This window comes from Viridibacillus sp. NPDC096237, from assembly GCF_050278625.1.
Classification (GTDB): Bacteria; Bacillota; Bacilli; order Bacillales_A; family Planococcaceae; genus Viridibacillus.
In genome coordinates this window covers 23852-36672 of sequence record NZ_JBNNTI010000012.1, presented here as the reverse complement: position 1 = coordinate 36672, position 12821 = coordinate 23852, and the positions used below count along the sequence as shown (strand labels likewise).

9 protein-coding genes and 1 pseudogene are annotated in these 12821 nt (G+C 35.4%); 8 read left to right on the top strand and 2 right to left on the bottom strand.

The genetic code is table 11. The features are described from left to right. Nucleotides 1-319: 319 nt before the first annotated feature. Nucleotides 320-511 carry an H-type small acid-soluble spore protein gene (locus ACQKMD_RS09135; RefSeq protein ID WP_427751343.1) on the bottom strand — a complete coding sequence of 64 codons (192 nt, stop codon included), beginning with the start codon at nucleotides 509-511 and terminating at the stop codon, nucleotides 320-322. Between the two features lie 434 nt (nucleotides 512-945). Here ACQKMD_RS09135 and ACQKMD_RS09130 point away from each other — a divergent pair, with 434 nt between their 5' ends. The 4 genes and pseudogenes from ACQKMD_RS09130 to ACQKMD_RS09115 all read left to right on the top strand — a co-directional run bounded on the left by ACQKMD_RS09130 (nucleotide 946) and on the right by ACQKMD_RS09115 (nucleotide 6638). Further along, nucleotides 946-2409 (top strand): protein adenylyltransferase SelO, encoded by a 1464-nt coding sequence (locus ACQKMD_RS09130; protein WP_427751341.1) that lies wholly within the window; start codon nucleotides 946-948, stop codon nucleotides 2407-2409. A gap of 358 nt (nucleotides 2410-2767) precedes the next feature. Then, nucleotides 2768-2908 (top strand): annotated as a pseudogene (locus ACQKMD_RS09125) (alpha/beta hydrolase); the annotation flags it as partial. A gap of 182 nt (nucleotides 2909-3090) precedes the next feature. Beyond that, nucleotides 3091-5220 (top strand): serine hydrolase domain-containing protein, encoded by a 2130-nt coding sequence (locus ACQKMD_RS09120; protein ID WP_427751340.1) that lies wholly within the window; start codon nucleotides 3091-3093, stop codon nucleotides 5218-5220. Between the two features lie 233 nt (nucleotides 5221-5453). Further along, the gene (locus ACQKMD_RS09115) at nucleotides 5454-6638 is read left to right on the top strand and encodes an IS256 family transposase (protein WP_427751338.1); all 1185 of its coding nucleotides are present in this window, start codon (nucleotides 5454-5456) and stop codon (nucleotides 6636-6638) included. Between the two features lie 783 nt (nucleotides 6639-7421). Here the strand turns inward: ACQKMD_RS09115 and ACQKMD_RS09110 are convergent. Beyond that, complete coding sequence (locus tag ACQKMD_RS09110) at nucleotides 7422-7499, bottom strand: hypothetical protein (protein WP_427751440.1); 78 nt, start codon at nucleotides 7497-7499, stop codon at nucleotides 7422-7424. A 449-nt stretch (nucleotides 7500-7948) separates the two neighbouring features. Here ACQKMD_RS09110 and ACQKMD_RS09105 point away from each other — a divergent pair, with 449 nt between their 5' ends. From ACQKMD_RS09105 to ACQKMD_RS09090, 4 genes are all read left to right on the top strand, one after another. Continuing rightward, on the top strand, nucleotides 7949-9301 hold the full coding sequence (locus tag ACQKMD_RS09105; protein WP_427751336.1) for a Sau3AI family type II restriction endonuclease: 1353 nt from the start codon (nucleotides 7949-7951) through the stop codon (nucleotides 9299-9301). A gap of 9 nt (nucleotides 9302-9310) precedes the next feature. After that, nucleotides 9311-10441, top strand: coding sequence for a hypothetical protein (locus tag ACQKMD_RS09100; protein ID WP_427751334.1), 1131 nt, complete (start codon nucleotides 9311-9313; stop codon nucleotides 10439-10441). A 214-nt stretch (nucleotides 10442-10655) separates the two neighbouring features. Continuing rightward, complete coding sequence (gene dcm / locus ACQKMD_RS09095; protein ID WP_427751333.1) at nucleotides 10656-11906, top strand: DNA (cytosine-5-)-methyltransferase; 1251 nt, start codon at nucleotides 10656-10658, stop codon at nucleotides 11904-11906. A gap of 359 nt (nucleotides 11907-12265) precedes the next feature. Continuing rightward, nucleotides 12266-12745, top strand: coding sequence for a metal-dependent hydrolase (locus ACQKMD_RS09090; RefSeq protein ID WP_427751331.1), 480 nt, complete (start codon nucleotides 12266-12268; stop codon nucleotides 12743-12745). Nucleotides 12746-12821 lie beyond the last annotated feature (76 nt).

The window sequence follows — 12821 nt, the reverse complement described above, 5'->3', positions numbered from 1 at the left end:
ATATTGAAATAACAGGCTTTTCATTTGAAAAGGGAGACAGGATACTTTCAATTGTTGCAATTAATGTGGGAGAAACTATCCAAACTGAAGGGGACTTGTATATTTTGATCAAAACATTCCCCAGGAAATTATTCAACTTATTGGCATCACAAACAATCAAATAAAAGAAAGAAGAAATAATTGAGTTAAAGATGAAGCGGAAATAGAAAAATTCTTCTGAAATAAGATGGTGAATATCATAAATTTTTAGTTTCACAATCTATTGCAAACTAAGTAACCATAAAATCCCATTGGATATAATTCCAATGGGATCATTTTATTATTGTACTGGATATTCTTCTTTTAATTCTGAGATATCTACTTCGGATCTTTCCTCTAATGAATGTCTTAAATGGACGGTTGCTAATTTTCCATTATCATGTAGTTTATCAATCCATACAGAAACACCGTTATAGCTCACTTCGAATTCCGATGGTGAAGCAACAATTTCTTGCGCACGTTGATATTCCAAATAAAGACCTCCTATTTTTTATTTATTTTCAGTAACTAATTTATCAAGCTCATTTAACTCTTAAGAATACTCTTCTTACATATGGTATTGAAATGGTTATTTATCACAGAAAATACTACTCAAAACTGAGTATTTATTGATCTTTATTTGCTAAACTGAGTTGGAAGTTTTTCGTATTTGTTAGTTGGTATATCCAGTTCATGAAGGTCAATGCTAAAAAAATTAAAAAATTGTGGTGGACATTCAAAGTGACCAATTCCGAAAATAAACAATAATAAAGGACTGGAAACGGTATAATAAATAGGTAGAAGTAAACATTAAGGAAAAGTATTGCGTAATACAGAATGAAGGTAACTAAAAATAATATTAAATGTTTATGAATATTGCTTTATAAAACGAAAAGCGATTTTAAAAAAGACAAAAAAGGAGAAAACATGACAAAAAATAATAAAACTGGTTGGAACTTTGACAACAGTTATAGTCAGCTACCGAACTCATTTTTTTCCCGCACCAACCCAACTCCAGTAAGTTCGCCGGAGTTGATTATTTTCAATAGCGAGTTGGCAACATCCTTGGATTTAAACGTTCAAGGGCTACAAAAAGAAGAAGGCATAGAAATTCTTGCAGGAAATCAGATTCCTGAAGGTGCTTCGCCTCTTGCTCAAGCTTATGCGGGGCATCAATTCGGTCATTTTAATATGTTGGGAGACGGCCGAGCAGTGCTGTTAGGTGAGCACATCTCATCAAATGGTGAGAGAACTGATATTCAGCTTAAGGGATCAGGTAGAACGCCATATTCTCGCGGGGGTGATGGTCGAGCAACACTTGGACCAATGCTACGAGAATATATTATCAGCGAAGCCATGCACGCGCTTGGTATTCCTACTACCCGTAGTCTTGCAGTAGTGACAACAGGTGAGTCAGTTATCCGTGAAACCGAACTACCGGGTGCAGTTATGACTCGTGTGGCTTCTAGTCATATACGTGTCGGTACCTTTCAATACATTGCAAAATGGGGCACTTTAGAGGAACTACGAATTTTGGCTGACTATACTATCGAGCGGCATTTTCCTAATATTGAAATGAATGAAAACCGATACCTTTCTTTCCTTCAGGAAGTAATTAAACGTCAAGCTGAGCTTATTGCTAAATGGCAACTTGTTGGATTTATTCATGGTGTGATGAACACAGATAACATGACCATTAGTGGTGAAACCATCGATTATGGTCCTTGTGCTTTTATGGATGTCTATGATCCAGAAACAGTATTCAGTTCCATTGACATTCAAGGACGCTATTCCTATGGCAATCAGCCGTTTCTTGCAGGTTGGGATCTTGCGCGATTTGCTGAAGCCTTATTGCCTCTGCTGCATGATAATCTGGAACAGGCTATCGGGCTGGCACAAGATCAGTTATCAAGTTTTAATGAGTTATACCAATCCAAATGGCTCGCAGGAATGAGAGCCAAACTCGGGATATTTAACGAAGAGACCGAAGATGAAGCTCTTATTAATGGGCTCCTCAGTATGATGAAGAAGTATAGTGAGGATTATACCAATACTTTTCGTGCATTAACTTTAGATATGTTGGAGGAAACTGGCCTATATGGGACTCAAGAGTTTGCTCAATGGTATGAGCTCTGGCAAGCTAGACTTAGTAGACAACAGGAATCGCTAGCATCCTCGAATCAGTTGATGCGGAACAGTAATCCGGCGGTAATTCCACGAAATCATAGGGTAGAAGCCGCATTAGAAGCAGCAGTGCATCAAGGCGACTACAGTGTGATGAAACGGCTTTTGGGTGTTATTTCAAACCCTTATGCATACTCTACCGAACAGGTCGAATACACAACACTACCTGCAACAACAATCCCATATCGCACTTATTGCGGTACTTGATAAATAATCGAACGACTGTCTAGCACTTAATGACGATAAAATCCCACTGGAAACTAATTCAGTGGGATCATTTGTTTAATGTAGTAGATATTCTTTTTGTAAATGTCCAACTCGGATTTTCTAAACGCTATCTCCTTGCTACGGCTCATGTGCAAGCTTCCTTGCATTTGACGTCGTAGCATTTTTTGTTTGTTCATTCATACGCCGTTCATATTGTCGTCACAGGGAGTCATCTTCGTCGTATAAGCTTTCATTAGCGGCCCGTTAAGATAGTCAAAAAAAGATGAGGAAAGGAGAAGATGAGAGTGAAAATAAGAGAGGAAATGAAAATGAGGATGGGTACAAGAACAAATAAAACGTGAGTGCATTTGTTGGGGACGATAGCAGTGTTTCAACGCAAGGCGGTATGCATGCTGACTTTCAAATAAAAACTTATAAACTACTTAAAAAATCAGGTTTAGCCAGATTGGTAATGAAACTAGCTGTTGACCCATATGCTACATTTCATCATTCTACTTAAAATAATAGGAGCAATAATTATAGCAATCGGAATTTTTTTAGCAATTGTTATTATAGTCAATATTGTCTGTAATAAATAGGAGCAAGGAAAAATAGAACCCTATGGCGAATTAATATCTGTAGGTAGGAAAATATGATACATGAGGATAGGAGAAGATACGAATGAAACAAAGAGAGGTAATGAAAATGAGGATGGGCATAAAAACAGGTAGAAAACGATCTCCAATTATCGCTTTTATCATCGTGCTAATGATGCTTGCTCCAATGACTACAATGGCCACAACGACCACCAATAACAGTAGTAATCTTACTTTTGATGAGAGTAAGAAAATAGCTGTTAAGAAAGCCAAGCTGCTAACAGAAACTTACGGCACTACAAGTTTACAATATGCGCTTATCGATGATGGAGAGATTGTCATCTCAGGGTATGCTGGCAAAAACAACAAGACGGACAAAATACCACTTACTTCAAAAACGATGTATGGTATAGGTTCAACGAGCAAAATGGTGCTCACAGCGGCTGTTATGAAGCTTGTAGACGAGGGCAAGGTAGATTTAGATTTGCCAATTGTGAAATATTTACCTGATTTTAAGATGAAAGACAACCGTTACAAACAGATTACACCACGCATGCTACTGAATCATTCCTCTGGTCTTCAAGGAACCTCGGGCAGTAATGCATCATTGTATGGGGATAATGATACGTATGCACACGATACTTTGTTAGAGCAATTGGCCATTCAAAACTTAAAGGCGGATCCAGGAGCGTTCTCGGTATATTGTAACGATGGTTTTACATTAGCTGAGATTCTGGTAGAGAGAGTTAGCGGCATGGGCTTTACAGCATATATACACAAGTATTTGACAGAGCCTCTAGAAATGAACCATACGAAAACACCGCAGGATCTTGTAGATTCAGCGACACTGGCTGGGGTCTATTCCCCTGTTTATGAGGGACAGCTTCCACAAGAGAATACTAATGTCATTGCAACTGGAGGTATTTACTCAACAGCTGAAGATCTTGTTAAATTCTCACAAATCTTCACGGGACAGGTCGATGGTATTCTTTCTAATAACTCGGTAGAAGCTATGGCACAAGAAGAGTATAAAAGAGGCATGTGGCCGGAGAAAGCTGATCCGTCATTAGTCGGGTACGGACTAGGTTGGGATAGTGTGAGCTTATTCCCATTCAACGAATACGGCATCAAGGCACTTACAAAAGGTGGAGATACGATGTCCTATCATTCATCATTAGTTGTGCTCCCGGAATATAACATGGCTGCGGCCGTTGTCTCTTCAGGTGGTCAAAGCTTAACCGATCAATTGTTAGCGAATGAACTACTGCTTAGTGCACTTCAGGAGAAGGGGGTTATTCATGAACGGAAGAAGGAGAAGTCGCATGGCGTGCCTATAAAGGCAAATATGCCGCAGAAATTATCCAGGTATGCAGGTATTTATGGTGGTGCAAATTCGTTAATGAAGGTAGAAATGAATGCTGCGGGACAATTGTCTGTATCCACGATTACGGCTCCGAACAATCCTGCTCAAAAGTATACGTATACGGCTGATGGTTCTTTTGTAAACGATGAAGGCACAGAAAAGGTAAAATTCGTTGTTGAGAAGAATGGGCGCACCTACTTATGGTCCAGCTTATATATAACATTACCGGGGCTTCCACAAACCGCTGTCTCAGAGTATAACGCTGAGAAGCTCGAGGCCAATGTATTATCCAAAGATGTAGCTACCGCATGGAAGAAACGTGAAGGTAAAAAATATTACTTGGTGAGTGAGAAATATACATCGATGCTCTATCTCAATCCTGGATCAATCATACAAATGGATACGGTTAAAGAATTTCCAGGGTATTTGTTTAATAATAAGATTACTGGAGCAAACAAAGCAGTTAACCAACTGCAAATCCCTGTCATGGCTGGTCGAGATACGATGGAGATCAATTTCTTTAAGAAGAATGGCTTAGAGTATTTTACGGCAGTAGGTAACATATTCGCTAGTGAGGAACTTGTAAAACCACTCCATATGGGTAAGCGATCTTCAACAATAATCCAATCGGACGGCCTTGCCAAATGGTATTCAGTTCCAGCGACTGCCAAAGGAAAGGTCATGACGGTTAAAATGCCTTCGAAGGGCTCATTTGCTGTATATGACCAAGAAGGCCTTTGTATTAACCATACCGTGGTCAGCGGTAAGAATCAGGTCGTATTACCGAAGAATGGTAGAATCGTATTTGCAGGAGAAGTTGGCTCCAAATTTGAGATTTCATTGAAAAAATAAATACGGGCTTGTCTAAGAGCTGTCTCAAAGGTCATTACAGACCTTTGAGACAGCATTTTTTTGTGCGGCCAGTAGAGGTGGGATTCAAAGCAGGCTTATATAGCCCCTTGAAGGATCGTCAAAACAGGCGAGAGCGTAAAATATCTTGTGTAAATGAATAAATAGAAAAAGGAAGACCTTTTCTTGTAGAATTAAGTCACCATAACACAATTCACAGAAAAGAGGTCTTCCCTATGAATCAGTTTACAACAGATATTGTCCAAGCTCTAGTAAAAAAAGAAGATATTAAGGAAGTTTTTCGCACTCACCTAGAATCGGCCGTAAACGCACTCTTAGCGAGCGAATTGACATGTTTCTTAGACTACGAAAAGTACGACCGTATTGGCTTCAACTCTGGCAACTCTAGAAATGGCGCCTATTCACGTACGCTTCATACAGAATTTGGTAATCTCCAAATTGCCATTCCACGTGATCGTAACGGTGAATTTAGACAACAGACTGTGGCTCCATATAAGCGTTCAAATGATACGCTCGAATCGTTTGTCATTCATATGTTCCAAAAAGGTGTAACGATGACGGAAATCTCTGATTTAATTGAGAAAATGTATGGTCATCATTACACGCCACAAACGATTTCGAATATGACGAAAGCGATGTCTGAACAGGTAGAAGCTTTCCAAGCTCGAGCGCTCTCTGCACGTTATGCATGCGTTTATTTGGACGCGACTTATATTGCTCTAAAACGTGAAACAGTCGAAAAAGAAGCCGTCTATATTGCCGTTGGTATTCGTGAAGATGGATCGAAAGAAGTCTTAGCTTACACAATCGCACCAAATGAATCAGCTAGAGTTTGGAAAGAACTTTTGGAAGATATCAGAGATTGTGGCACAGAAGAAATATTATTGTTCATTTTAGATGGTTTAAAAGGCATTACGAATAGTATTTTCTCCGTCTTTCCCGAGTCAAAATATCAATCGTGTTGTGTGCATCTTGCACGTAATATTGCACATAAAGTACGTGTTAAAGATCGAGCTGAAATTTGCGAGGATTTTAAGACTGTTTATCGTGCAGACAACCTCGAAATGGGGCATAAAGCACTGCAAGAATTTGTGGAGAAATGGAAATCAATTTACCCGAAAGTAACAAAGGCATTGCTTGAAAATCCGTATATTTTCACGTTCTACAGCTTTCCAAAAGGCATCTGGCGCAGCATCTACTCCACAAACTTAATAGAATCCTTTAATAAACAAATCAAGAAATATAGCAAGCGAAAAGAGCAATTCCCAAACGAAGAATCATTGGAACGCTTTCTTGTATCTCAGTTTAATCAGTACAATCAACGCTTCGCTACACGATGTCATTTAGGGTTCGACAAATCACGTGCAGAGTTGGAATTAATGTTCAAATCAAAAGAATAAGAGAGCGTCTACAAGAAAAGGTCACACTCATTTACACATAAATATTGACGGTCCCTCAGAGAATCCAAATCTAGAAAAAGAAAATAACACTTTAAATTACAAAGAAGTTTATCCAAATATAGATTTGCATCACATCGCATTAAACAATGAGGTAAAAGAAGACTGGATAGTAAATGAATTTACTGAAATTAATGAATTTAATTATAGAATTAAGACAGATTTGTATGGTGAAGTAAAAGCACTATTACCAGAGATGGAAAAGTACTAAGAGTTAAGAATTAAAAAAAGAAGGAATGAAGTAGTTTTGTGTATTGAAGAGTTATCAAAAGAAAAAAATATTAATAGAAATTCGGTAGATTAGATATTCAAAATGAAGAATTAGCTTATGAAAAATTTTGTACAGGACATCTTGACCAATTTGATCGAGCGTTAACCGTAGAAGAATTTGATGATTTAATGGTACTTTTTAGTTTGAAAAATGACAGAGAAAAGGCAAGATTATTATTTCCATCAAGAAGAAAAGTACTTAGAATTTTTTAGATATTTATTTAAGAAAAATGGGGAAGTACCTGTATATATATTTTCCAGAATTAGCAAGTAAGCGGAAGGCAACATTTAGATTTCTTAAGAAAATGTTAGATAAGCAGGAATATGCTCTTTTTAAAAAAATCAAAAATAACCTTGTCCCTCATAACGGTTTATTTGAAATAAAAGCTCAAGAGCATTTAGAGATCCTACTAATTTTTCACCAAATAATGTACGACCAGAAGCAGTGATTTTATACTACTTTCTTCTCCCTCCTAAATGTTCTTCACCCCAGTAAGATTCAATGTACGCTTTTTTCTCTAAACGCTTTAACAGGGAGTACAGAGAACCCTGCTTATCTTAAATATTTCTCCACTAGCATCGTACACTTTCTTAATAATGTCTCCTCCTTAGTTCTCCTCCTTCAAAATGCGAGAAAGGATAATTAAATCCAAACTCCCTCGTAATTGCTCTTTCTCCATTGCTTTCACAACCTTATCTTTTTGTTGTTAAGTACATAATACAACGAGGTACTTAACTATGGAGAAGTTAAGTTCTGAATAATGGGAATTTTTAAAGTACTCATTAATGGAGGATAATAAATAAATTTTTTATCCTTGCTCTATGAAGAAAATAAAGAATTATATCTTTCATTCAGTGGGGAGTTTTTTATACGTGCTATAATATATTTGTATAATCAATACATAAAAATAGTTAAATAGGATGATATATTCTAAGAGTTGAGAGTTAGATAATGTTTAGAATGAAAAGGGGAGTGGTAATAAATGGATTATAAGAGTATAAAAGAACTTGAAAATAAAGCCCAACAAGCCCGCGGTCTGACTTTTGCAGAAATCGACAAAAAGGGGCGCTTATCAAAAAAAGGAGCAACTGGGGCATTGGGTAATATAATAGAAGAAAGTTTTTTCGAGTATGAAATCAATAGTAAAGCAGAGGCTGATTTTGCGGAACTTGCTGTAGAGCTTAAAGTAACACCTTTTAAACAAAATAAAGATAAAAGCTTTTCTGCGAAGGAACGGCTCGTTTTAAATATTATTAATTATATAGAAGAAGTAAATTATACTTTTGAAACCTCTAGTTTTTGGAAGAAAAATCAAAAGCTTTTACTCATGTTTTATGAATGGAAAAAAGAATTGGATCGTGGTGACTATAAAATTATTGAGACGATTCTTTATGAATTTCCAGAAGAAGATTTAATTATCATCAAAAAGGACTGGGAGTTTATAGTCGATAAGATTCGCCAAGGAGAAGCTCATCTACTTTCTGAAGGAGACACGCAATATTTAGGGGCTTGTACAAAAGGAGCCAATAAAAATTCTATACGCAAACAGCCTTATTCTGGTGAACTTGCTATGCAGCGAGCATTTTCACTGAAAAGTTCATATATGACATCTATTGTCCGAGAATACATATCAAAAGAAACATTAACGTATTTTTCTTCTAAAAATGAATTGAAGGAAAAAACAATATACCAACTGTTAAAAGAAAAATTCGCTCCATATATTGGTATGACTTTCTATGAAATTGCTGATCAATTACAAGTGAAAATTAATCCAAGTAATCGCTCATCTGTTGCGAATTTAATTAGTGCCTTATTAGGAGTAAAGGGAACTAAACTAGATAAAGTTGCAGAGTTTGCAAAGGCAAATATTCAATTTAAAACTGTACGCTTACAACAAAATGGTAAACCACAACAAAGCATGTCATTTAAAAACATCGATTTTCATGGAATTCTGGAAGAAGGATGGGAAGATAGTTACATTCGAAACTATTTTCTCGAAATGCAGTTACTATTTGTAGTATTCCAGTTCGATAAAGAAAATATTTTGCGCTTTAAAGGTATTAAACTTTGGCATATGCCAATGGAAACAATTGAAAATGAACTCTTTAATTATTGGACAGAAATTCGTCGAGTACTAAATGAAGGTGTCATTTTAACTAAAACGAAAAAAGGGATTGAAAATAACTTCCCTAAATCAAATTTTAATGGTATAGTGCATGTTCGTCCTAAAGGAGCTGATGGAAACGATAAAATCCAGCTAACAGATGGACAGTTGATTACGAAGCAATGTTATTGGTTGAATGCAGGTTATGTTGCAGAAATAGTGAAAGAATAAGGTGAAATGATGGCAGGATATATCTTTACTTTAGATAGTTTTGATTCATTAAAAGAAATTATTAAAAACGGTATCTATAGTACAAACCTAAAGATTACTAATAAAAATACTTGGGGAACGCACCATGAGGGAACATTTGCAGATTATCTTTCAATGTCAGAAGGAGATAATGTTTATTTCTTTATTAAAAGAAAAATATATGGCGTAGGTAAATTGATAAATATTTCAGGTGGTTGTAAAATCTTGAATTTTCCAGATGCGGATTTTCCGCAATGTAAAGAATTTGGAGAATTAAAGAACCAAATGGTATTAAATAAAACTCAATTTAATTTAGGAAATCGCTTTATATGTACTTTCGAAGGAGCACCCAATTTTTATAAACAAGGTATTGATATGGACGACGTATTAGAATCTAATCCGAGAGCATTTAAAATGCTACGAGTTTTATGGAAGCTTTCATTTATAAAAATTGATGATATTGAAAATAAGGCTCTTTTAGATGTAATTTTAAAATCAAACGAATCAAAAATGTTTGATCAGGAGAATATATTTGATACTTCAATTCTTCTTCACGATAGATTAAGAGAATTATATAATGAAAGATATAAGGTGACATCTGAAAATATATTAGAAAATGCATCGAGTGGAGACTCTATTAAGCATGAAATGGCAATCGAAGCAGGAATTATTGATTACATAAAAAATAATCCTAATGGAAAATTTGGTAATTGGGATTATCTTTCACACCAAGTAGTAGCTTCTCCATTTAAACCTGTAGACTATATGGATAAAATGGATATTTTCGGTTATAAATTTATACCCAGCTTTAACACAGTATCGAAATATTTGGTGCTTGAAATAAAAAAGGATAATGCAACAGTTGATGTTATTCATCAAGTTATGAAGTATGTCGACTGGGTCAATCAAGAAAATGCATATGGGGATTATGATATGATAGAAGCTTTTATTGTGGCGAAAAATTTCCCAGTAGAAGTAATAGAATTAAAAAATTCTATTGGTAGAAGAGTCTTTACAAAGGGAAGAAGACCTCCTAAAACTAGTGAATGGTTTAATTTGAAACTAATGAAATATAGTTACAATAAACAATTGAAAAAATTGCTATTTGAAGAAGTTGAATAATTTTATGAAATGATGACTATTAAGTGGAGATTATAGGAGCCTGCCCTGATAATATAATTATTGTTTAGTTGCTTAAGTAGTCTTAACTAAAGGTCTTAAGTCCTGCTTTTAATTGATATGTAAGTATTAATATGTTAACATTATAAGATTCGATCTTGACTTAAGGTGTTCTTAATTATTATAATAAGGATACATAAGAAAGGATGTTCGCTAAATGAAAGAAACTCTAAATGTAGTCGAGTTATTTGCAGGCGTGGGTGGATTTCGATTAGGTTTGGAAAATGCAAACTCAGATGTATTTAAAACAGTTTGGGCAAACCAATGGGAGCCATCGCGCAAAACGCAAGATGCATATGATTGTTATATTCGAAACTTCAATAGTGGAATTCATAGTAATGAAGATATTACAACAGTTCCTGATGAAGTATTCCAGAAGTTAAATATAGATTTATTAGTAGGCGGCTTTCCTTGCCAAGATTATTCTGTAGCTCGTTCTTTATCAAATGAGAAAGGGCTTGAAGGAAAAAAAGGAGTACTTTTTTGGGAGATTAAAAGAGTACTTGAAAACTCGCACCCTAAATATGTACTTTTGGAAAACGTTGATCGTTTATTAAAATCACCCTCAAAACAACGTGGACGTGATTATGCAATTATGTTGGCGACATTCCGTGATTTGAACTATATCGTGGAATGGCGAGTAGTAAATGCAGCAGAATACGGTTGTGCACAAAAACGACGTCGTGTATTTATTTTCGCATACAAAAACACACTTGATTTTGCGGAAAGACAACTTAATTACAGTCCAAATGAATTAGTGTTTAAAGAAGGTTTCTTTGCAAATACGTTCCCTGTAAAACAAGAACCCTATAAAGATCGTATTAGTGCAGTAACTTTACCAGAAGATATTCTAGAAATTTCGGACAAGTTTTCTTTTGGTTTCCACACAGCAGGTATCATGACGGATGGAAATGTTTACACAGCACAAACAATTGTAGAAAACGAAAAATTCATCCCTTTAAAAGATATTTTAGTAGATGAAGCAACAATTGATGAAAAGTACTATTTAACGTCTGCTCAAGTTGAGAAGTTTGCATACTTACGAGGACCAAAAAAAATTGAGCGTACTTCAGCAGAAGGACATAAATACATTTTCTCTGAAGGTGGAATGTCACCAACTGATGATTTAAATGGACCAGGCCGTACAATGTTAACAAGTGAAGCTTCAGTTAATCGTAGTACACATGTAGTTGAGGTTGATGGACGAAAACGATTTTTAACACCGATTGAATGTGAGCGATTAAATTCATTCCCTGATCACTGGACTGCTGGAATGCCAGACCGAATGCGGTATTTCTGTATGGGGAATGCATTAGTAGTTGACTTAATTAGACAAATGGGCTTTACTATTTTAGATATCGATGTAAATGAACATATTACATCAGAACAAATAATGCTAACGATATAAAGTATGCTTGCACCACAATCTTACTGATTGTAGGTGCAGTTTTTTTATCATAGATCTTATGTAAAATAGAAAAAAGGGATATATAATTCGAGATGTAAAGAGAGTTAAAAAGAAAGAAATATAAAATAAAATCTCTATGAGCAACTTAGTACCAATTTTATAGCAATGTAATATCATATCATCGATGAAGTCTACAATTTCCTTATACGAAGTCAAAAATACAAACAGACTAATTAAGTAATATGTACTAACTTATTTAATTTATTTATCACATAATCATCATTTTGTATACAATTATGAATCGAAATAGTGTAATGTAAGAAGGTATACATTTTAATAGATTTAAGGAGAATGAAAGCATGACAGGAAATACTCACATCATAGGTGGCATTACAGCAGGTCTTGCTTTTGCACAAGTTTCAAATTACGATCCAATAGTGCTAGTTGGTTTTAGTGTTGTTGGAGCATTGATTCCAGATATTTGCCACAGTGGTAGTAAAATAGGGCGGACATTTCGTATAACATCCAAAATCGTCAATAAGATATTTGGGCATCGATCGTTCACACATAGTTTGCTGTTTTTATTCCTTATGGCCATGGTCATGAATACATATATTTCGAATGAATCCATCACAGCAGGTGTATTAATAGGGATGGTCAGCCATTATATGCTTGATATGGCTACAAAAAATGGCATTAAGTTATTGTTTCCACTTAACATTACAGTACGCTTTCCAATTACAACCCGAACAGGTAGTAAGGTGGAAAATATAATCGCTACTGTATTAACAATTTGTAGCGTGTATCTTGCCTATGAAACCATAATGCATCTAATTTAAGACAAGCTTTTCCTCTTACGTCTTTATAGACATAAGGGGATTTTTAGTCTACATAGGATCTATTTTTTTTCGATTA